18 protein-coding genes and 1 pseudogene are annotated in these 20,056 nt (G+C 68.4%); 10 read left to right on the top strand and 9 right to left on the bottom strand.

Annotated features, from left to right (window positions below; all coding sequences use genetic code 11):
* The first annotated feature begins 576 nt into the window (after positions 1 to 576).
* The gene (locus tag EV671_RS25090; RefSeq protein WP_132576646.1) at positions 577 to 930 is read left to right on the top strand and encodes an H-NS histone family protein; all 354 of its coding nucleotides are present in this window, start codon (positions 577 to 579) and stop codon (positions 928 to 930) included.
* A gap of 286 nt (positions 931 to 1,216) precedes the next feature.
* Here EV671_RS25090 and EV671_RS25085 read toward each other — a convergent pair whose 3' ends face one another.
* From EV671_RS25085 to EV671_RS25070, 4 genes are all read right to left on the bottom strand, one after another.
* Entirely contained in the window at positions 1,217 to 1,996 is a 780-nt protein-coding gene (locus EV671_RS25085) for a slipin family protein (protein ID WP_132576645.1), read from the bottom strand.
* Positions 1,993 to 3,384, bottom strand: a complete 1,392-nt coding sequence (locus EV671_RS25080; RefSeq protein ID WP_243655879.1) for an NfeD family protein — start codon at positions 3,382 to 3,384, stop codon at positions 1,993 to 1,995. Before EV671_RS25080 ends, EV671_RS25085 begins: the two co-directional genes overlap by 4 nt.
* Before the next feature lie 125 nt (positions 3,385 to 3,509).
* Positions 3,510 to 3,779, bottom strand: coding sequence for a hypothetical protein (locus EV671_RS25075; RefSeq protein ID WP_132576644.1), 270 nt, complete (start codon positions 3,777 to 3,779; stop codon positions 3,510 to 3,512).
* Positions 3,780 to 3,970: 191 nt separating this feature from the next.
* Positions 3,971 to 4,426, bottom strand: a complete 456-nt coding sequence (locus EV671_RS25070; RefSeq protein ID WP_132576643.1) for a hypothetical protein — start codon at positions 4,424 to 4,426, stop codon at positions 3,971 to 3,973.
* On the opposite strand from EV671_RS25070, the gene EV671_RS25065 reads away from it, so the two are divergent.
* Complete coding sequence (locus EV671_RS25065; RefSeq protein ID WP_243655878.1) at positions 4,425 to 4,691, top strand: helix-turn-helix domain-containing protein; 267 nt, start codon at positions 4,425 to 4,427, stop codon at positions 4,689 to 4,691. The genes EV671_RS25070 and EV671_RS25065 overlap by 2 nt on opposite strands.
* Entirely contained in the window at positions 4,691 to 5,956 is a 1,266-nt protein-coding gene (locus tag EV671_RS25060) for a type II toxin-antitoxin system HipA family toxin (protein WP_132576641.1), read from the top strand. The genes EV671_RS25065 and EV671_RS25060 overlap by 1 nt, the downstream gene beginning before the upstream one ends.
* A gap of 209 nt (positions 5,957 to 6,165) precedes the next feature.
* Here the strand turns inward: EV671_RS25060 and EV671_RS25055 are convergent, their stop codons facing one another.
* Entirely contained in the window at positions 6,166 to 6,876 is a 711-nt protein-coding gene (locus EV671_RS25055) for a substrate-binding periplasmic protein (protein WP_132576640.1), read from the bottom strand.
* A 270-nt stretch (positions 6,877 to 7,146) separates the two neighbouring features.
* Here EV671_RS25055 and EV671_RS28080 point away from each other — a divergent pair.
* From EV671_RS28080 to EV671_RS25025, 6 genes and pseudogenes are all read left to right on the top strand, one after another.
* Positions 7,147 to 7,682: pseudogene (locus EV671_RS28080) on the top strand (type I CRISPR-associated protein Cas7).
* Positions 7,683 to 7,895: 213 nt separating this feature from the next.
* Positions 7,896 to 8,345, top strand: a complete 450-nt coding sequence (locus EV671_RS25045) for a tripartite tricarboxylate transporter substrate-binding protein (RefSeq protein WP_132576639.1) — start codon at positions 7,896 to 7,898, stop codon at positions 8,343 to 8,345.
* Between the two features lie 88 nt (positions 8,346 to 8,433).
* Positions 8,434 to 9,444: a tripartite tricarboxylate transporter substrate binding protein gene (locus tag EV671_RS25040; protein ID WP_165917721.1), complete on the top strand. Its 1,011-nt coding sequence runs from the start codon at positions 8,434 to 8,436 to the stop codon at positions 9,442 to 9,444.
* Entirely contained in the window at positions 9,441 to 11,495 is a 2,055-nt protein-coding gene (locus EV671_RS25035; RefSeq protein ID WP_132576637.1) for a sensor domain-containing diguanylate cyclase, read from the top strand. Before EV671_RS25040 ends, EV671_RS25035 begins: the two co-directional genes overlap by 4 nt.
* Positions 11,496 to 11,649: 154 nt before the next feature.
* A complete protein-coding gene (locus EV671_RS25030; RefSeq protein ID WP_132576636.1) occupies positions 11,650 to 13,368 on the top strand; it encodes a hypothetical protein in 1,719 nt (572 codons plus the stop codon).
* 62 nt (positions 13,369 to 13,430) lie between these two features.
* Positions 13,431 to 15,173 (top strand): ATP-binding response regulator, encoded by a 1,743-nt coding sequence (locus tag EV671_RS25025; protein ID WP_132576635.1) that lies wholly within the window; start codon positions 13,431 to 13,433, stop codon positions 15,171 to 15,173.
* Here EV671_RS25025 and EV671_RS25020 read toward each other — a convergent pair.
* Together EV671_RS25020 and fdhD are read right to left on the bottom strand one after the other, a co-directional pair.
* Positions 15,162 to 15,815, bottom strand: a complete 654-nt coding sequence (locus tag EV671_RS25020; RefSeq protein ID WP_132576634.1) for a LuxR C-terminal-related transcriptional regulator — start codon at positions 15,813 to 15,815, stop codon at positions 15,162 to 15,164. The genes EV671_RS25025 and EV671_RS25020 overlap by 12 nt on opposite strands.
* 27 nt (positions 15,816 to 15,842) lie before the next feature.
* Positions 15,843 to 16,622, bottom strand: a complete 780-nt coding sequence (gene fdhD, locus EV671_RS25015) for a formate dehydrogenase accessory sulfurtransferase FdhD (RefSeq protein WP_132576633.1) — start codon at positions 16,620 to 16,622, stop codon at positions 15,843 to 15,845.
* Between the two features lie 109 nt (positions 16,623 to 16,731).
* Here fdhD and EV671_RS25010 point away from each other — a divergent pair, with 109 nt between their 5' ends.
* Positions 16,732 to 17,349 (top strand): FMN-binding negative transcriptional regulator, encoded by a 618-nt coding sequence (locus EV671_RS25010; protein WP_132576632.1) that lies wholly within the window; start codon positions 16,732 to 16,734, stop codon positions 17,347 to 17,349.
* Here the strand turns inward: EV671_RS25010 and EV671_RS25005 are convergent.
* Both EV671_RS25005 and EV671_RS25000 read right to left on the bottom strand, forming a co-directional pair.
* The gene (locus tag EV671_RS25005; protein ID WP_132576631.1) at positions 17,346 to 18,161 is read right to left on the bottom strand and encodes a DUF72 domain-containing protein; all 816 of its coding nucleotides are present in this window, start codon (positions 18,159 to 18,161) and stop codon (positions 17,346 to 17,348) included. The two genes, EV671_RS25010 and EV671_RS25005, sit on opposite strands and share 4 nt — an antisense overlap.
* A gap of 29 nt (positions 18,162 to 18,190) precedes the next feature.
* Complete coding sequence (locus tag EV671_RS25000; RefSeq protein WP_132576630.1) at positions 18,191 to 19,867, bottom strand: electron transfer flavoprotein-ubiquinone oxidoreductase; 1,677 nt, start codon at positions 19,865 to 19,867, stop codon at positions 18,191 to 18,193.
* Positions 19,868 to 20,056 lie beyond the last annotated feature (189 nt).

Below are 20,056 nucleotides of genomic sequence, written 5' to 3'. Positions count from 1 at the left end.
CGTCCCGCACTGCCGTCGGCGGCGTTCTCAACAACGCCCGAAATGTCCCTGGGACATCAGGCTCTGGCAGACCTCAAACAGCGACGGTCATAACACCAACTTGTCCTGCTGCGCGATCTGATGGAGCTGGTGGACGTCGTTGATGCCCTGGTTCTGAATCAGCGACCGGATCGCCCGGCCGCCCACCTCCAGCGTACGTCGCTTCGTGTCGCTCCCTGCAGGACGCCACATTGCGCCGAAATCGGTTTTCGGCCGAGTCAAAATTGAATTTACGTGGCGGCTGGTGTGCGGTTGGTGCCACGAGGGAGTTGACGTGACGGGCGGCATCTACGACGACGGCGAGTGGATGTGCGGCGGCTTTGTTGACGTGCTGTCGGCGTAGCGAGGCCGGCGCTTCACAGGCTCGATGCCCCATAGCTCGTGAAGATCGTTGCGGCGTGTCGCCTGGAATCGCAATTCGCAAGATCCCGCTCCCGTCGAATATGACAGACGCCAGGCAACCGCACGTTTTCAGTAGGCGTTTGCCGAGGCGACACTCTCGGACAGAATGTGGTGGTTCATTCACGGATCCATTCCATGGCAACCAAGCTGCAAACCCTGCTGAAACAAATCTCCAAGCTGCAATCGCAAGCTGACAGCCTGCGATCGCAGGAGAAGGTGGGTGTGATCGCCCGAATCAGGGAAGCAATTGCCCATTACGACATCACGTCGGACGAGTTGTTCGGCGAGGTAAAGGCCAAGCGAGCACGCAGCGCAACGAAGCCTGCCGCGGCTGCCAAGAAGACGCGCAAGGCTGCGAAGGCCGCCAGCGTTGCCAAGTACGGCGATGGCGCCGGCCGTGTGTGGTCGGGTATCGGCAAGCGTCCGAATTGGTTCAAGGACGCGCTAGCTGCTGGTAAGACCGCTGAGGACCTACTGATTGCCAAGTGACGTTTGGCGGGCACTGAGGCGGTTGGTGCTGTGACCACTGATTGCGAGACGCCTTCGATTGGACTGGTGGCTTCGTCGATGAGCACATTGGCAAAGCCGTTGCCCAAAGGCCGCCAGCGTGACGGACGGCGTCAAGCCCCCGGGCGCCATCAGTGAAGCTTTTAAGGCTGTAGATCGCATCGATTTTTCCCTCAAGCCGGACAACGGCAAGATCCACAAGGCCTACGTATGGTCGCACTGAACGCCGAGCACCAACCCGGTCAAGGTCGTGGTGTTCGAGTCACCCTCAGGTCGGTGGTGGTGCAGCGATCCGCGCCTTCGCGGCCTCCAGCAGCGGCCCCACGATGTCCAGGGGCAGCGGGAACACGATGGTCGAGTTCTTGTCGGCGGCGATGACCGTGAGCGTCTCGAGATAGCGCAGTTGCAGCGCCTGCGGATGGCGTCCCAGGATCTCCGCGGCCTCGCTGAGCTTGGTCGCGGCCTGCAACTCGCCCTCGGCATGAATCACCTTCGCACGCCGCTCGCGCTCGGCCTCTGCCTGGCGGGCGATGGCGCGCACCATGCTCAGGTCGATGTCGACATCCTTGATCTCGACATTGGTCACCTTGATGCCCCAGGAGTCGGTCTGGGCGTCGAGGATTTTCTGCACATCGAGGTTGAGGCGGTCGCGTTCGGACAGCAGGGCGTCGAGGTCGTGCTTGCCGAGCACCGCGCGCAACGTGGTCTGCGCGAGCTGGCTGGTGGCGACGAGGAAGTTCTCGACTCGGATCACGGCGCGTTCCGGGTCGACGACCTTGAAATACAGCACCGCGTTGACCTTGACCGAGACGTTGTCGTGGGTGATGACGTCTTGCTTGGGAATGTCCATCACGACCAGTCGCAGGCTCACACGCGCCATCTGCTGCAGCGCCGGGATCAGCAGCACGAGTCCCGGCCCCTTGACCGAAAGAAAGCGGCCGAGCATGAAAACCACGCCGCGCTCGTACTCGCGCAGCACGCGCACCGATGCCACCAGCAGGAACAGCAGCAGGAACAGCAGCAGCGACGACAGGAATGATCCGATCATGGCGAGGCCTCCTCGACGGCGACACCGAGCGTGAGGCCGTCGACAAGCAGCACGCGCACGCGCTCACCCGGCCGTAGTGCGCGCTCGGTGCGCACCCGCCAGCGCTCGCCCTGGACACTGGCCCAGGCGTCCGGTCCGTTGGTTTCGATGATCTCCCCGACCAGGCCCAACAGCGACGCCGCGCCGCTGACCGGCGGCCGCTTGCGCAGGCGCGCAGCGAACATGACCAGCCATCCGACGAAGGCCAGCGACACCAGCGCCAGCGCAGCGATCAGCGGGCGGGACACGCCGAAGCCGGGGGCATCGCTGTCGACCAGCATCAGTGCGCCGAGACTGAACGCCACGACCCCGCCGACCCCCAGCGCACCGTGGCTGGGCACGAAGGCCTCGCTCGCAAAGAAGGCCAGCCCGAGCAGGACCAGGGCGAGGCCGCTGCTGCTGAGCGGCAGGGCCTGCATGCCGAACAGGGCCAGCAGCAGGCAGACGCCGCCGATCACGCCAGGCACGATGAGGCCGGGGCTGGAGAACTCCAACATCAGACCGTAGAAGCCGACCAGCAGCAACAGCAGCGCGGCGCTGGGGTCGCCGACCGTGGCCAGCAGGCGGTCGCGCCAGTCCGGCTCCCAGTGCTCGATGCGCGCCCCCGTGGTTGCCAGCGTCACGGTGCGACCGTCTGCCAGTCGCACCGAACGTCCATCGAGCTGGTGCAGCAGGTCCGGCAGGTCGCTGGCTACCATGTCCACGACATGCTGCGACAAGGCCTCGGTCGACGACAGGCTCGCCGCGTTGCGCACGGCGTTCTCGGCCCATTCGGCGTTGCGGTGGCGCAGCAGCGCGAGCGCGCGGATGCCGGCGGCCGCGTCGCTGACGCGCTTGGCCTCCATTGCGTCGCGCGGCGCGGTCGGCGAGGGCGCGGCGCTGGCTGCGGCCTGGCCGCCCGTAGCGGGCTCGGCCGGGTTCGGGACCGGTGCCAGGCCGATCGTGACCGGTGTCGCCGCGCCGAGCGTGGTCGCCGGCGCCATGGCGGCGACATGGCTCGCGTAGAGGATGAAGGTGCCGGCGCTGGCTGCGCGGGCACCCGACGGGCTGACGAAACCGGCCACAGGTACCGGCGACGCCAGGATCGCCTTGACGATCGCGTGCATGGCCGTCTCGAGGCCGCCCGGTGTGTCGAGCTGCAGCACTACCAGTTTCGCGCCGCGCTGGGCGGCTCTTTGCAGCCCCCGTTCCACGTAGTCGGCGCTGGCGGGACCGGTCGCACCGTCGACGCGCAATACCACCACACCTTTCCCACTGCCCATGGAGGCGTCAATGGGAAGCGTCTGGGCGCAGGCGAGGGGCGCGAACCACAGGACCAGCGCACACAGCGAAATGATCAGCCTGTCCATGACTTGATACTAGGTTTGGCGCGAACAGTCGTCCATGCCGCAGAGGCTTCCCCTTCTGCCGAAGGTGGGCTTGTCGCGTTGGCCGTGTCGATGCCTTCATCGAACTGGCGCAGCAACTCGCGTCGCTATGTCACCCCAGACGCCGCCGTACTCGCCGCTCTTCCATGTCCTCCCTCGCCAAAGATCCGTTCCGGGACCTCTCCTGAAGTGCGCTTCGACACGATGTCGATGAACTTGTTCATCAGGCCGGCGAACTCGATGAACGGGTGGTTGCCGATGTGGACGGTTGCACGGTAGAACTCGTTGGAGGCCTGTTGCAATTGCACAAGGACCAGCTCGTGCTGGTCGGGCGTCATCTTGGCGGAGTCGGTGACGTGAGCATCGGCCGGCAGCACGATGGGCCGAGCCGTTGCTAGGCTCGGGACGTCTCGCCTGACAGAGCGTGCCGCGTGGCGGGCTTGCGCGCTGACCCGGCCTTAAGCGGGCGAACGGGGCACAAAAAAGGGCTTACCGCTTGAAGCAGCAAGCCCAATGCCATCGGGTCAAACGGACCCACGGCAACTGCGGGGGGCGAGGGGGCGTCGGGTCACGAGGCCGTCGACAGCTCCTGGTGCCTCAGCTGCAGTGAGCTGAGGCCTTCACTTCGGCTGACCATCGCGGCCTCGTGCCGGAGCAGGCGTGCCGTGGACTGGTCCAGCATCCGAGTCAGTTCGGGGCGCGCGGCGATGTGTCGGCGCGCTTCGTTGATGGCCGGCGCGAACTCGGGGTTGACCCGGATCTTGTGCGCCAGGTAGGCGTCGTGCCGGTCCGGCAGGACGGTCCACCAAGCGACGATGCTTTCGGGATCGTTCAGGTTCAGAAGCATGCGTGGCTGACGCGCCGGCGCCAGCCACGCAGCGCCCAGGATCTGACCGCCGCCACCGGCGAGCAAGGCCACCCTGCTATGAATCCCCGACTCTTGTGCCTCCAGCTTTGCTATCGTGTCGTTCATGCACGACACATTTAAGAAAGCAAGGGCAAAGTGCCCAATAATGTCGTCCATGAACGACGTGATTCGCCTCCAAGCTGACCTCGGCACGAGCCTCAAGAAGGCGCGCGAGGATGCCGGTCTGAGCATCAAAGAGCTGGCGGCGAAGGCCGGTCGTGTGCGCGACGTCATCTATCGACTGGAGGCCGGCAAGGACGTCTCCGTGGCGTCGCTGTTCGCGGTGCTGTCGGTGCTGCAGATGACGCTGCGCGTCGAACGCGCCGGCCTGCCGACCCTTGAGGATGTTCAGACCCGATTCGGCGCTGACGAGGAGGAGTGATGCCCCTGCCTGACCGGATCCCGATGCTGGAGGTGTCGATCAACGGCGCCGCGAGCGGCCAGCTGCTCAAGACCTCGAACTTCGAATTCCGCTATCGATCCATCGAAGCCGACCAGCCGAGCGTGGCGCTGCTGATGCCGGCCCGGGTGCGGCCGACCTGGCAGGACGGCGCGTTGTTCCCGGTCATGGATCAGAACCTGCCCGAGGGTGACCTGCTGTTGCGCCTCAGCCTGATGTTCCCCAAGCAACGGCTGCAGCCAATGCATCTGCTTGCCATGATCGGACAGAACGGGATCGGCCAGCTGGGCTATCAGGTGCCGGGCGCCGATCCCGTACAGGCCCAGCCCCACATCGACCGCCAGGCATTGCTGTCGATGCCTTTCAGTCAGGAGTTGTTCGACGATCTGGTGCACGCCTACCTCAGCTCTGGCGTCGGCATCGCAGGCGTGCAGCCCAAGATCATGCTATCCGACCGCGCCACGGTTCCGATTCCCTCGGTGATTGTTAAGGTGGCATCGACCGCATACGCGGGGCTCGCAGCAAATGAGTTTTTGTGCCTGAGTGCGGCGCGCCGCGCTGGCATCCTGACGCCCGGCTTCGACCTGTCGCACGACGGGCACATGCTCATCGTGGACCGCTTCGACCTTGCGCCTTTTGCGGCGGCCGGACCGAACGACGCCGGGCAGGCCACTCCGGTCAACCGCCTGGGCTTCGAGGACATCGCCTCCCTGATGGGCCTGCGCGTTCGGGATGTGCTCTCGGAGCGCAAGTACGTGGGCAGCTATCAGCGCATCGCCGACCTGCTTCGGTACCTGCAGCTTGCGGGGGAGGATCTGCACCGCTTCTTCGAACAAGTCGCGTTGAGCGTGATGGTTCGCAATGGCGACGCGCACCTGAAGAACTTCGGCGTGCTGGTTCCACGGGACGGGCCGCCGCGGCTTTCGCCGCTGTTCGACGTTGTGACGACGGCGGTCTACAGCTACACGCGATTCGTTGGCGACGTCGAGCAGACCGACCGAACGATGGCGCTCAAGCTGTTTGCCGGCAAGCACCATACGAAGGCCTATCCGACCACGCAGGAACTGCTGCGCTTCGGCACCGAGGTGTGCGGCGTCGTGCGGCCACGGCCGGTGCTGGAGCGCATCGCTGAGGCGATGGACGCCACGCTCGCTGGCGCACAGTCAGACGACCGCATCCCGGCCTCGCTGCTGGCGCTCATGAAACCGGTATGGCAGCTTGGCATGGAGTACGCCAAAGCGGCTTAGGCGGTGCGCGAGTTCGCGCGGATCGAGTTGGCAAGGCACCGCTACGTCATGGTCCAGCACACGGAATAGAGCGCACCAGAAGGCCTTGTGGACAATGAATCGCACCCCGCCAGTCTCGTCCTTCAGAGAAATGAAGATCGCCCCTTGACGGTCTCGGGCTCATGACGCGTCGTCACGATGCCGCAGGCCCGACATCATGGACGGCGTCCCTATCCGTCGGGCATGCTCAAGATCCGCTCGATCTGCAAGCGCCGAACATCGAGAGCAATGTCCAGAACGGGGAGCTCCGCGGCCAGGCTGGAACGCTTCGACACTGCGAAATGCTGCGGCAATTCCGCAATGGGTTTCTTACTGATGACCAATCCGCTTGGCGGAAAACCGAGAGAAGCCATCCGTCTCTCCAGCTGACTGATCTCCCCGTTTTGGAAGGGCACCAGGACGGCGTCGCAGCGTCCAGCCGTCAGCACGCGAAGGCGCCCTGCCAGGTTCAGATTGGAGCTGATCGCCTCGAACAGTGTCCCTGCTGCCGTATCCACCTCAGCGCCGTAGCTGGCGGTGCGCCTCAGGCACACCTGCTTTCCTGCCAGGTCGGCCACGGTCTGCAGCGACAGGCTGGACTCTCGACGACTGACAGCCCAGACTCGACTGACAAAGATCGGCTTCGAGAAGGCCAAGGTTTTTTGCCGGGCGGCTGTTTGGCCAATGCCGAAGCCCACGGCCAGCCCCTGCTCTGCCATCTCCAGCACCCGAGGAAACGAAGCGAGATGCACCTTCAAATCACGAGGCATGACGTGCCGGAGCTCATCGAGGATGCCTTGCACGTAGCGGCGCTTGCTGGAGTCCGATACCCCGATGGGGATCGCCCCATCACGACCATCGGCATTGGCCGCCACCAGCGCCGGGTACAGGGACGAATACAAGAGCAGGCAACTCCGTCGAGTCAGCACTTTGTCGTTCCAACTGGTCGCGTGTCCAAGAAGCCGCGCATCATCGAGGCCATGAGTCGCCTCCCCTCGGTTGATTGTGATCAAAGCACGGGCCAAAGGGGGGATTTTCAACCCGGCCAATCAGTTATCGCTCGATTGATGTCGTGCATGGCGGGGCGCAACGGAGGAGCCGCCACTGGAAACCCTTAGCCGCCCACGGCGTCAGGCCGACCAAGCCGTCTATCGGGCCAAGTACAGCAGGCGATGCAGTGCTTGTCGCGCGCTTCGATCTTGGCCTTCAAGGGCAGCAACACGTACCGGCTCGCCGTCGAGTTTCGCAACAAGTCATGGTTCGGCGACGGCAAGGCCGAGGCCACACTGGCCTGGGAACAGGCGCTTGGTGTCACGCACGTCGTCGACGACGAGCCCCAGGGCATCGGCAACTACGCGCATGGGGGTGTGGGCGGTGCCAAGGGCAAGAAGAAGCGCAAGGGCAGCGCCGACAGCGTCGACAAGGCCCGCGCCTGGATCTGCCAGAACTTCTTCGACGTGCGCACCTTCGGCGCCGTCATGTCCATCGGCGTCAACTGCGGCCAGGTGCGCGGCCCGGTGAAGATGACCTTCGCCCTCCCGGCCGCCCCCATCGTCGCCGCGAGCACGCCATCACCCGCATGGCCGTGGCCACCCAGGCCGAGGCCGACAAGCAGGAGGGCGACAACCGCACCATGGGCCGCAAGCACACCGTGCCCTATGCGCTCTACCGCTCGCACGGCTTCGTGTCGGCCTTCCTGGCCAGGTAGACCGGCTTCAGCGCCGAAGACCTGGAGCTGCTGATGCAGGGCCTGGAGCCGGTGTTCGAGCACGACCGCTCCGCCGCCCGCGGCGAGATGGCCACGGCGGGCTCTACGTCTTCCAGCACGACAGCGAGCTCGGCAACGCCCACTCCCACGCGCTGTTCGACCGCGTGCAGCTGCAGCTCAAGCCCGCCGTGGCCGCCCCGCGCATGTCTTGCTTTGACCCTGCTGTTGCAGGCGACCGGCTTGCCCTTCAAGACGGGCGCCGAGGCCGTCATCGACACATTGCCCGTGGCCGTGCCGTTGCAGCGGCGACAGCGGCTGCGGGCCCTGGCCGTGACCAGTGCCGAACGCCTGAACGAACTGCCGCTGACGCCGACCGTCGCGGAGCAGGGCTATGCCGGTTTCGCCGGTGAAGAAACCTGGAGGGGCCTGGTGGTGCGCCGGGGCGTGACGCCTGATCGGGCGCTGGGCCGGCCCGCGGCCGAAGGCTTTGCGGGCTTTTGCGCGCAGTTCGGGTGCGCATGCGGTGGCGTCTTCGCCGGCCGGGTTCATGGCCTTCATCCAGGCCGGGTCCAGGCGCTGGCGTCAACTGCTGCTCGAGGCGGCGCAGATCAGTCTCGGCTAGGCGGGTGGCAGCCAGCCCGCCATGGATCGGAGATTCGTTAGGAATTGATCGTTTTGGCGCCATATTGCCAAATATGCCAACGCTTTGGTTATTTATGATGGAAGCGTGTCGGCAAAAAGAAGAATCCGTTTGAGGGGTCGGCATGGCGTGCTGCTCGTGCTGGCCGCTGCATGGCTGGCCGGCGGAGCGGCGCGCGCGGCACGGGTAGCGGGCGACGCACCGCACGCGGGGCCGCATGAGCTCGCCTCGGGGCGGCTCTACGTGCCTTTCGGCGCCGGCGGCGAGGCCGATGGCTCGGCGCGCAATCTGCAGCGCAGCGCGGCCCGTGCCGCCCAGGGCCCGGCCCTCGATGTCCTCTACCTGACCGCGGAATCCGGTGCGGCCGCCAGCCGCGCCGTCAAGGATGCGGCACCGGACGGGCGAACGCTGCTGCTGGCGCGCGTGGGCAATGTCGCCATCATGCCGGCGCTGTCGCCGCGCACGGCCGTGCCCTTCAGCGATTTCACGGTGCTCGCCGTGCTGGACCAGGCGCCACTCGTCTGCGCCGTGCGCAGCGGCTCCAGCATCGGCTCGATGCGCGAGTTGCTGGCCGCCATCGCCGCGGCGCCGGGCCGGCTGCGCTACAGCACGGCAGGTCCCGGCACGCTGCAGAGCCTCGCGGTGCGCTACCTGCTTGCCCTCAGTGGCCTGCCGGATACGGCGGCCCGGCCCGTGCACCTCGGCCAGGGCACGCTGGCGTCGCAGGCGCTGCTCGATGGCGAGGTGGACTTCAGCTGCAACAACGCGCGCAGCGTCATCCCGTTGGTGCAGACGGGCGCGCTGCGGGCGCTGATGACGACGGCCCAGGGGCGGCTCAAGGCCCTGCCGCAGCTGCAGAACGCGGCCGAGCTGGGCCTGCGGGACATGCAGCAGCTGCAGGGCTGGTCGGCGCTGCTCGGGCCCGCCGGCATGCCGCCCGAGGCGGTTGCGCGCTGGCGCGTCATCCTGGCGCAGGTCGCCGCCGATCCGCAGTGGCAGGCCGGCACCGAGGCGCTCGGGGCCCTGCCGCGCATTCGCGAGATCCAGGACCCGGCTCTGTATCTGCGCCAGCAGGCCGGGTTCTACCAGCGCCTTGTCACCATGCTCGGAGCCAAGCCTTGAACGGCAGGTCGCGGCGCGGCCCCTGGTCGCTCGTCGTGGACGCGGCCCTGGTGCTGCTCGTCCTGGTCGTTGGCCTGGCGGGCAGCGTCGGCGCCTACCGCGCGCTGGCGCTGAAGGCGGCGGCCCAGCAGCGCGACCTGCTGGGCGCGATGGGCCAGAGCGTCATCGGCGCCTTCGACCTGCAACTGGTGCGTGCCGTGGAGGCGCTGCAGGCCTCCAGCCGCATCCTGTCGTCCCAGCCGCAGCTGTCGCGCGCACAGTTCGCCCACTACGGCAAAGCGCTGGTGGACGAGTCTTCGGTGGTGACGCTGCTGGAGTGGCAACCCGTCGTGCCCGGCTACAGGCTGGGCGAGTTCGAGAGGCAGGCCGCGCTGGAGCGGCCCGGCTACCGCGTCGTCGAGCCGGTGCCCGACCCGCAGGGCGACAGCTTCATCCCCGCGCAGGCGCGTGAGCTGCATGTGCCGGTGCTCTATTCCTGGCCCGAGTCGGGCGCCGCGGTCGGCGTGGACATGGCCTTCGACGAGCGCCGCATGCGCTCCAAGCTGTTGGCGCGCGACACCGGCGGACCGGTGGCGTCCGAGACCTTCCCGCTGATCCGCCGCGACCGGCCGGGGCCGGCGGGCGCCGGCTTTGCGGTGTCGCTGCCGGTCTACCGCAGCGCCATGCCGGCCGACATCGAGGAGCGACGGCGCGAGCTGGAGGGTTTCCTGGCCGGGGTCATCGAACTGCCGGCCCTGATGCGCGAGGCCGCGCTGCGTGCCGATGCCAACGACCTGGACCTGTTCGTCTTCGACCAGGGCGAGCAGCACCGGCTCATCTTCTCGTCGGCTGGCGGCGAGCACTTCAGTGTCGATGCGCGCGACATGGCCTATAGCGTCGACGTCGGTGGGCGGCCCTGGCAACTGGTGCTGAGGCCGCGGCCGGGCTTTGCCGGCCCGGCTGCGGATGCGATGCCGGCACTGGCCCTGGCCGCCGCGGTGCTGGCGACGCTGCTGGTCGCCTTCGCGGTTGCGCGCAGCCTCGTGGTGCGCCGCCGCCTGGAGCGCACCGAGGCGGTCCTGGCCGAGGACCGCCAGCGCCTGACCAATGTGCTGGACGGTACCGCCGCCGGCACCTGGGACTGGCATATCGACAGCGGCGCCATCGTCGTCAACGAGCGTTGGGCCCGGATGCTGGGTTACAGCCTTGCCGAACTGCACCCCATCACCGTCGCGACCTGGGAGCGCCTGTGCCATCCCGGCGATCTCGTCCTGGCCAACGCCGCGCTCAATCGCCATCTCGAAGGCGTGGACGAGCGCTACACGGCCGAGGTCCGCGTGCGCCACGCCGACGGCCACTGGGTCTGGGTGCTGAGCAGCGGTCGCGTCTTCGAGCGCGACGCCGGCGGCCGCGCGCTGCGCCTGGCGGGCACGCACATGGACATCTCGCGGCGCAAGGCCGACGAACAGCGGCTGTACGACGACGCCCGCGCGCTGGAGGCCGCCAACCGCCAGCTGCGCGACCTGGCCATCCTCGACGCGCTGACCGGTGCCTTCAATCGCCGGCATTTCAACGACGTCTGCCTGGCCGCGCTGGCCGGTGCGCAGCGTGGCCAGGCCGTGGCCCTGTGCATGCTCGACGTGGACCACTTCAAGGCCTACAACGACCATTACGGCCATCAGGCCGGCGATGCCGTGCTGAAGGCGCTGGCGCAGACTTTGCGGGACGCCATCAGGCGCTCGACGGATGCGCTCTTCCGCCTCGGGGGCGAGGAGTTCGGCGTCATCTTCTCCGCGGCCTCCGCCGAGGCGGCCCAGGCCTTCGTCGGCCAGCTCAGTGCGGCGCTGCATGCGCTGGCCCTGCCGCATGAATGCAGCCCCCAGGGCATCGTCACGGCCAGCTTCGGCCTGGCCTGGTGGGCCGCGCCCACGTCGCGGCTGACCCCCGAGGTCATGTATGCCGCGGCCGATGCAGCCCTCTACGAAGCCAAGCGCGGCGGGCGCGACCGTGTCGCCTTCCGTTGCTTCATGGCCGGCGAGGGCGAGGACCAGCGCCTGGCCGGTGGACGCTGAGGCGTTGCGCCTGCCGCAACAAATTCACGCTTGAAGGCGTTACGTCAACACGCCTCCGCCGGATGGCGGATGGCCGGCATCCGGCACCCGTTCTGAAATCCGCTGCGGCTCGGGCGACATTGCCCGCCCGTCATCAGAACCAAGAGAGGTGCACTTGAATAAATCCGTTACGGGCCTGGCCCGACACCTGGCCGTTCTCACCCTTCCCGCCGCCCTGGCCGCCTGCGGCGGCGGCAGCGATACCCCGGCTCCGGCACCCGCGCCGGCACCTGCTGGGCTGACCATCGGCGGCACCGCGGCCACAGGCGCTGCAATGGCCAGCGCGGCTGTCACGGTCAGCTGCGCAACCGGCTCCACCACCGCGACCACCGGCACGGACGGCAAGTTCTCGGTCAGCATCACCGGCGGTGCGCTGCCTTGCGTGCTGACCGCGACGAGCAGCGACAAGAGCCTGGAGCTGCATTCGCTGATCCCAGGCACCAGCAGCGGCAGCGCCAGCGCGACGGCCAACATCACGCCGCTGAGCGAACTGCTGATCGCGAAGTACGCGGGGACGGACCCCAAGGCCTTCGTCACCGGCTTCACGGCGACGACGGCCATCAAGGCCAGCGACATCACCACGGCGCAGACCGCGCTGCTGAACACGCTGAAGACCGCGGGCGTCGACACGAGCAAGGCCGCCGACATCCTGGCCGGCACCATCGTGGCCGGCAGCAAGACGGACTACGACGGTGTGCTGGAGCAGCTGAAGACCACGCTCACCAATGCCGGCGCCACGCTGACCGACCTGAGCAGCGCCGTACAGAACTCGAGCAAGAGCAGCGACACGACGACCGGCGCCACGCTCGCCACGCTGCTGGCGCCGGCCGCATCGGACTGCCCGGGCCTGAAGACCGGCAAGCTGCGCGTCGTGAACTTCAACACCACCGACCCCGCGCAGGCGAGCTACCAGGTCAGCGTGGACGCCGCGGCGTTGACCGCCACCGTGGGCAGCACCCAGTACGTGCTGAGCAAGAACGCGGCCTGCGACTACACCGCGAAGGCCCCCGGCGCCACCGACACGCGCGTGCTGGTGTCCCGCTCGGGCATGGCCGTGCTGCTGCAGACGGGCGGCGTCTCCGGCGTTGCCATCCCGGATCAGCAGCTCGACATCGCTTCGCTGGCCGGCAGCTACAACCGCGTCAACTTCAGCAAGGGCTTCGACACCTTCATCGGCGATTTCGGCGTGACCAAGTTCAGGGCCGGCGGCTACAACGGCCCGGCCGATGGCAGTGACAACGGCATCTACAACTGCCCGTCGGGCTATGGCGCGTGCACGGCCGATACCCAGAAGAAGGGCACGCTGAAGGCCAACACGGCCGGCGGCTTCGACTACGTCGAGCCGACGGGCGTGACGTCGACGCGGGGCTTCGCCTTCCGCAGCGCCGCGGGCCGCACCTTCATCCTGGGCTGGGACCCGAGCTCCGGCGCGGTCAGTGTGCTGACCAGCCAGGACAAGCTGCCGCTGCCGGCCGTGGGCAAGGCGTCGAGCTTCTGGCAGTTCACCGTGAAGCCCGCCACCGGCGTCAGCGCCGTGACCGAGGACGCCAACACGGTGACCAAGGTCGATGCGACGGCCGGTGCGGTGACCCGCCAGTACTCCGCCACCACCAACGACGGCCACTTCGACACGCTGGCCTTCAACCCGGTGGATGCGACCTCGCTGAGCTTCGCAGGCGCGCGCTACCGCGACCCCAAGCTCTGCACGGACTCGCTGGGTGCTGCCTACACCAAGTGCAGCAGCGCCATCCAGCTGCCGTTCGAGGGCATCGTCGTGACGGTGAGCACCGTGAACACGAACCGCTTCATGTCGGTCTCCATCGACAAGCCGTAAGCCACGGAGCGAGGCAGGGCCGGGCGCAACGAGAATGCGCCCGGTTTCCATTGCCGCCAGCCATGAACGACATGTCCGCTCGCCCGATCCCTCTGTCCGACGCCATCGCCCGCGAGAAGCGGCGCGCGCTGACGGAGGGCACGGTGGCCGATGCGCTGGGTTCGGTGGGCGGTGTCGTCGTTGTCGTCTGCGTGGCCTATGCGCACAGCCAGCACCTCGCACTGCTGGCCTGGGCCTGCGGCATGCTGCTGGTGCTGGCCGGGCAATTCGCCTTCCCGCGGCTGGTGGCGCGGGCTTCGGACGCGGGCTTTCTTTCCGGCTACGCCGCTCTCGGCGTGGTCCTCGGGCTGGCCTGGGCGTTCTGCGCGGTGCTGGTGCGACCGGACAACTTCGGCTTCGAGGCCTTCGTCGTGCTGGCGCTGTGCGTGGTGTTCACGGCGGGCAGCGTTTTCAACGCCCACCACCCGCCCATGCTCTACGGCTTCCAGATCGCCGGGCAGGGCTCGCTGGCCCTCGTCTACGCGCTGCGCGGCGGCACGCTGAACTGGGGCATCGCGGCCGGCTTCGCCATCCTGATGTGGACGCTGATCGGCTATGGCCGGGCCTTCCACCGCGGCTTCGTGCGGGCCATCGAGCTCGGCTTCGAGAACGCCCGCCTGGTGGGCGAGTTGACCGCCAAGACCCAGGCGCTGGAGCAGGCCAACATGGCCAAGACGCGCTTCCTCGCCTCGGCCAGCCATGACCTGCGCCAGCCGCTGCATGCGATCAGCCTGCTGATCGGCCTGCTCGGCGAGCGCGCCCGCGGCCTCGGCGTCGAGGACCTGGTGCAGCGTATCGGCCAGTCGACCGAGGCGATGGAGTCGCTGCTCAGCGGCATCCTCGACATCTCGCGGCTGGACGCCGGCGTCGAGCGCCCCGAGCCCGCCGCACTGCCGGTGCGCGAGCTGCTGGCGCGGCTGGAGCGCCAGTTCGCGCCGCTGGCCGCCGCGCGCGGCCTGAGCCTGCGCACCCATGCCAGTGCGCATTGGGTGCGCAGCGATCGCGTGCTGCTGACGCGCATGCTGGACAACCTCGTCGCCAATGCGCTGCGCTACACCGAGCGCGGCGGCGTGCTCATCGGCGTGCGGCCCCATGGCGAGGGCCTGGCCTTCGAGGTCTGGGACAGCGGCATCGGCATCCCGGCCGAGCAGTTCGACGCGGTCTTCCAGGAATTTGTGCAGCTGCACAACCCGCAGCGCGACCGCAGCCTCGGGCTGGGCCTGGGCCTGTCCATCGTCAGGCGCACGGCCGAGCTGCTCGGGCATCGCGTGGAGTTGCGCTCGCGCCCCGGACGGGGTTCGATGTTCCGCATCGTCGTGCCGCGCAGCGCGCCGGCCGCGGTGGCGGAGCCGCCGCCGATGGCTCCGCTGGCCGCCGAGGCATTTGCCGGCCTGCGCGTCCTCGTCGTCGACGACGAAGCCCCGATCCGGTTCGCGCTGCAGGGCCTGCTCCAGGCCTGGGGCTGCGAGGCCATCGTCGCCGGCGACGGCGCCGACGCGCTGGCGCGGCTGGCCGGCGGCGTGCCGGCGCCCGACGCCATCCTGTGCGACTACCGCTTCGAGCGGGGCACCGGCGTCGAGTGGGTCGGCCGGCTGCGCGAACACCTGGGCGAGGACGTGCCGGCCCTGATCGTGACCGGCGACGTGACGGCCAGCCAGCTCATCGACATCGCGGCCAGCGACCTGCCCGTCATGCACAAGCCGGTCAGCCCCGCGGCGCTGCGCGCCTGGCTGGGGCGGGTGGCACTGCTCAGTTCAGCAGGCTGACTCGGGCCGTGCGTCCAGCCTCAGGCCCAGGCGGGCGGCGGCGACGACGGCCTGGGTGCGCGAGGTGGCGTCGAGCTTGCGGTAGATGACCTCGAGATGGGTCTTCACGGTCGACTCGGCGATGCCGAGATCGCGGCTGATGGCCTTGTTGCTCTTGCCCTCGATCAGCAGGCGCAGCACGTCGCTCTGGCGCGGCGAGATGCCGAGCGCCTCGACCGGCGTGCGTGCCGGCGCGGCGGCGTCGCCGCCGAACGCCGTGGGCAGCACGACGCCGCCATCCAGCACCGCGCGCATGGCGGCGAGCATCGCGCCGGTCTGCGAGGTCTTGGGCACGAAGCCGGCCGCGCCGGCTTCGATGGCGCCGACGACGAATTCCGCCGCATCGCTGGCCGACAGCACGACATAGCGCGGTGCGGGGGCCTGCGCGCGCAGCCGGGTCAGCGTGGCCAGGCCCTCGCTGTCGGGCAGGGACAGGTCGAGCACGACGAGGGCAATGCCCGGCGACTCGGCCAGCAGGGCCGCGGCCTGCCCGAGGCTGCCGGCCTGCAGCAGCTGCCATTGCGGGAACTGGTGGGCCAGCAGCAGCGCCAGCCCCTCGCGGAACATGGGGTGGTCGTCGACGAGAAGGGCTTGGGTCTGCAAGATCGGGTCGATGGATTGGGGGAGTGATCAGGCGTAGCGCGTCGCGCGGCCTTCGCGGACGAAGGCCCACAGCTGCAGGCCCAGGCCCTGTGCCGTCGATACCGCGAGGCTGGTCGGCGCGGAGACGCAGGCCAGCAGGCCGATGCCGGCCATCGCGGCCTTGTGCACCAGCTCGTGGCTGGCGCGGCTGGAGATCGCGACGAAACCCGCGGCCGGGCCGCCAGCGGCGGTCGCGCGTGCGCCGATCAGCTTGTCAAGTGCGTTGTGCCGGCCCACGTCCTCGCGCGCCAGGCGCAGCGCGCCGTCGAGCGCGCACCAGGCCGCAGCATGGAGGCCGCCGCAGCGCGCGTTCAGCACCTGGGCGCTATGCAACTCGGCCATCGCACGCGCGAGCGCACCGGGTGCCAGCTCAGGGGCCTGCACCGGCGGCGGCCGCAGCGACGCGAAATCCGCCAGGCTCTCCAGCCCGCACAGGCCGCAGCCGGTGCGGCCGGCCAGTTGGCGGCGGCGCAGCTTCAGGCTTTGTTCGCGGGTGGCGGTCACCGTCAGTGCGAGCTCGATGCCCTGGGGCCGCAGCTCGGTCTCGACGTCCAGCAATTCGCCGGGATAGCTGACCCAGCCTTCGGCAAGCGCAAAGCCGAGTGCGAAATCCTCCAGGTTGGCAGGCGTGGCGAGCATGACGGCCTGGGACACGCCGTTGACGGTCAGCGCCACAGGCATCTCGACGGCGATCTCCTCGTCCGCCGAGCTGCCCGGCGGGCGCAGCTTGAGCAGGGCCTCGGTCAAGGGAAGGGGGGCGTGCAGCATGGGGCGCGATGATAGGAGGCGCTTCGTACCTGGCCGGCGACCGGGGTGTTTGGCGGGGAGCTGCGCGATGATGTTGCCCTGTTTCTCCACCGTTTTGCGGAGCCCTGCCGTGTACTTGCCTGCCCATTTCACGTCCACCGACTACGAGCATGCGCTGCGTCTCATGGCCGAGCATCCGCTGGCCCTGCTGGTGGGCCCGGACGCGCAGGGCCAGAGCTTCGGCAGCCACCTGCCGCTGGTCGCGTCGGCGCAGGGCGGGGGCTTGCTGCTCGAAGGCCATATGGCGCGCGCCAACCCGCACTGGGGCTGGCTCTCGCAGCAGAGGCAGGTGCTGGCCGTGTTCAGCGGCCCGGGGGCCTACGTCAGCCCCAGCCATTACGAGTCGGTGAAGAACGTGCCGACCTGGAACTATGCCGCCCTGCACGCCTACGGCGACGTCGAGCTGATCGACGGCGCGGCCGACAAGGACGGGCTGCTGAAGCGCCTGATCGGGCGCTTCGAGCCCGACTACGCCGAGCAGTGGCGTGGCCTGCCCGAGGACTTCCAGCACAAGCTGCTGGGCGCCATCGTCGGCTTTCGCATCCGCGTGACGCGCTGGGAGCTCAAGCTCAAGATGAGCCAGAACCGGGCGGCCGTGGAGCGCCAGCGAATCCGCGCGGCGCTGTTGGCGTCCGAACGCGCCGAGGACCGCGCGACGGCGGAGTGGATGGCGCGGCTGGAAGGTTAAGCGCCCACGTCTTCGCCGAGCGCGCGGCGCAGCGCCATTGCGGCCTGCGGCGCACGCTCCTTGGCACCGCTGATGAAGAAGCAGAACACGTCGCGCGGTGGCGCGATGGCGGGGGAGGGCGGCTCGATGCGGGGCAGGCCCTCGGGCTCACGGCCCTCGGCCCAGGCCCGCGCGGACGCGGCCAGCGCCGGGAAGACCTCGGGCCCGCAGCCCAGCGGCTCGCCCGGGTCGGTGCGCATGATGCGCGTGTAGACGAAATCGCCCGTGGCCTCGGCGATGGGCGGGTAGTCGTCGGACTCGGTGAACACCGTCGCTGCCCCGAACCGCCGGGCCAGACCCAGGTACTCGGGGCATTGGAAGCTGGCGTGACGCACGTCCAGCACATGGCGCAGCCGCAGGCCGTCCACGCTGGCGGGCAGCAACTCCAGGAAGGCGCCCAGGTCGGCCGCATCGAAGCGGTGCGTGGGCGCGAGCTGCCAGACGATGGGGCCGAGCTTGTCGCCGAGCTCCGCAACGCCGGAGTCGATGAAGCGCCGGATGGATTCGGCGCCGTCGGCCAGCACGCGGCGCTGCGTCGCGAAACGGATGGCCTTGAGCGAGAACACGAAGCCCTCCGGCGTCTCCCGGCGCCACTTGGCGAAGGTGGCGGGCTTCTGGGCGCCGTAGTAGGTGCTGTTGATCTCGATGGCCGAGAGGCGCCGGCTGGCGTACTCCAGCTCGCGCGCCTGTGGCCAGCCGCGGGGGTAGAAGTTGTCGCGCCAGGGTTCGAAGTTCCAGCCGCCGATGCCGACCCTGATCCTGCCGTCCGCCATGCCACCTCCGCTGCGAGATGGCCGCGAGCTTACATGCCCGCGTAGTTCGGGCCGCCGCCGCCCTCGGGCGTGACCCAGACGATGTTCTGCGTCGGGTCCTTGATGTCGCAGGTCTTGCAGTGCACGCAGTTCTGCGCATTGATCTGCAGGCGCTCGCCGCTGCCGCCTTCGACGGGCACGAACTCGTAGACGCCGGCCGGGCAGTAGCGGCTCTCCGGGCCGGCGTACCTGGCGAGGTTGACCTGCACCGGCACGGCCGCGTCCTTCAGCGTCAGGTGGGCCGGCTGGTTCTCCTCGTGGTTGGTGTTGGAGATGAACACCGAGGAGAGGCGGTCGAAGGTCAGCTTGCCGTCGGGCTTGGGGTAGCTGATCGGTTGGCACTCGGCGGCCGGGCGCAGGGCCTGGTTGTCGGCCTTGTGGTTGTGCAGCGTCCAGGGCGGGTTGGCGATGCCGAGCTTGGGCAGCAGCCACTGCTCGATGCCGGTCATCAGCTGGCCGGTCGTCTTGCCCTTCTTGAACCAGAGCTTGAAGTTGCGGGTCTGCTGCAGCTCCTCGTTCAGCCAGCTCTTCTCGAAGGCTTCGGGGTAGGCGCCCAGCTCGTCCTGGGCGCGGCCGGCCTCCAGCGCGGGCGCCAGGGCCTCGGCGGCCAGCATGCCGCTCTTGATGGCCGCGTGGCTGCCCTTGATGCGCGCGGCGTTCAGGTAGCCGGCGTCGCAACCCACCAGCGCGCCGCCCGGGAAGACCGTCCTGGGCAGGGCTTGCGGCGTGCCGTTGTTGATGGCGCGGGCGCCGTAGCCGATGCGCTTGCCGCCTTCGATGTGGGCGCGGATGGCCGGGTGGGCCTTCCAGCGCTGCATCTCCTCGAAGGGGCTCATATAGGGGTTCTGGTAGTCCAGGCCGATGACGAAGCCCAGCGTGACCTTGTTGCCCTCCAGGTGGTAGAGGAAGCCGCCGCCGAAAGTGTCGTCCACCATCGGCCAGCCGGCCGTGTGCACCACCTTGCCGGGCTGGGCCTTTTCGGCCGGGATCTCCCACAGCTCCTTGATGCCGATGGCATAGGTCTGCGTGTCCCTGCCTTCGGTCAGCCGGAACTTCTCCAGCAGCTGCTTGCCCAGGTGGCCGCGTGCGCCTTCCGAGAAGATCGTGTACTTGCCGAGCAGCTCCATGCCGAGCTGGAAGTGATCGGTCGGCTCGCCGTCCTTGCCTAGGCCCATGTTGCCGGTGGCAACGCCTTTCACGCTGCCCTGCTCGTCGTACAGCACCTCGGCGGCGGCGAAGCCCGGGAAGATCTCCACGCCCAGGCTCTCCGCCTGCTGGGCCATCCACTTGACGACGTCGGACAGGCTGACGATGTAGCAGCCGTGGTTGTGGAAGTTGCGCGGCACGAGCCAGTCGGGCGTGCGTTGGCTGCCGGTCTCGCTGAGGAAGAGCACGTCGTCGCCCGACACGGGCTGGTTCAGCGGCGCGCCGAGTTCCTTCCAGTTCGGGAACAGCTCGGTGATGGCGCGCGGGTCCATCACGGCGCCGGACAGGATGTGGGCGCCGGGCTCCGAGCCCTTCTCGAGCACGACGATGTTGGCGTCGGGCCTGAGCTGCTTCAGGCGGATGGCCGTGGCCAGGCCGGCCGGGCCGCCACCGACGACGACCACGTCGTATTCCATGGACTCGCGGGGGCCGAACTGGGCCAGGATTTCTTCGGACGTCATAGGGGGTCTCCGGCGGATTTGGATTCGGGAATTGCGCGCGATTCTAGAGAGGCTGGAATGCAAAACGAACGATCGTGCTTTTTTAGTATCCACAGCCTAGTCTTACTGTGTCACAAGCGTAGCCTTGCGTTTGCGCGCAGGCAGCACGGACATCGGGGTAGTGTCTTGAGCAAGGCTGCGGCGATAAGC

This window comes from Roseateles saccharophilus, from assembly GCF_004342485.1.
GTDB classification, from domain to species: domain Bacteria; phylum Pseudomonadota; class Gammaproteobacteria; order Burkholderiales; family Burkholderiaceae_C; genus Pelomonas; species Pelomonas saccharophila.
This window is presented reverse-complemented; position numbering and strand designations above follow the sequence as displayed.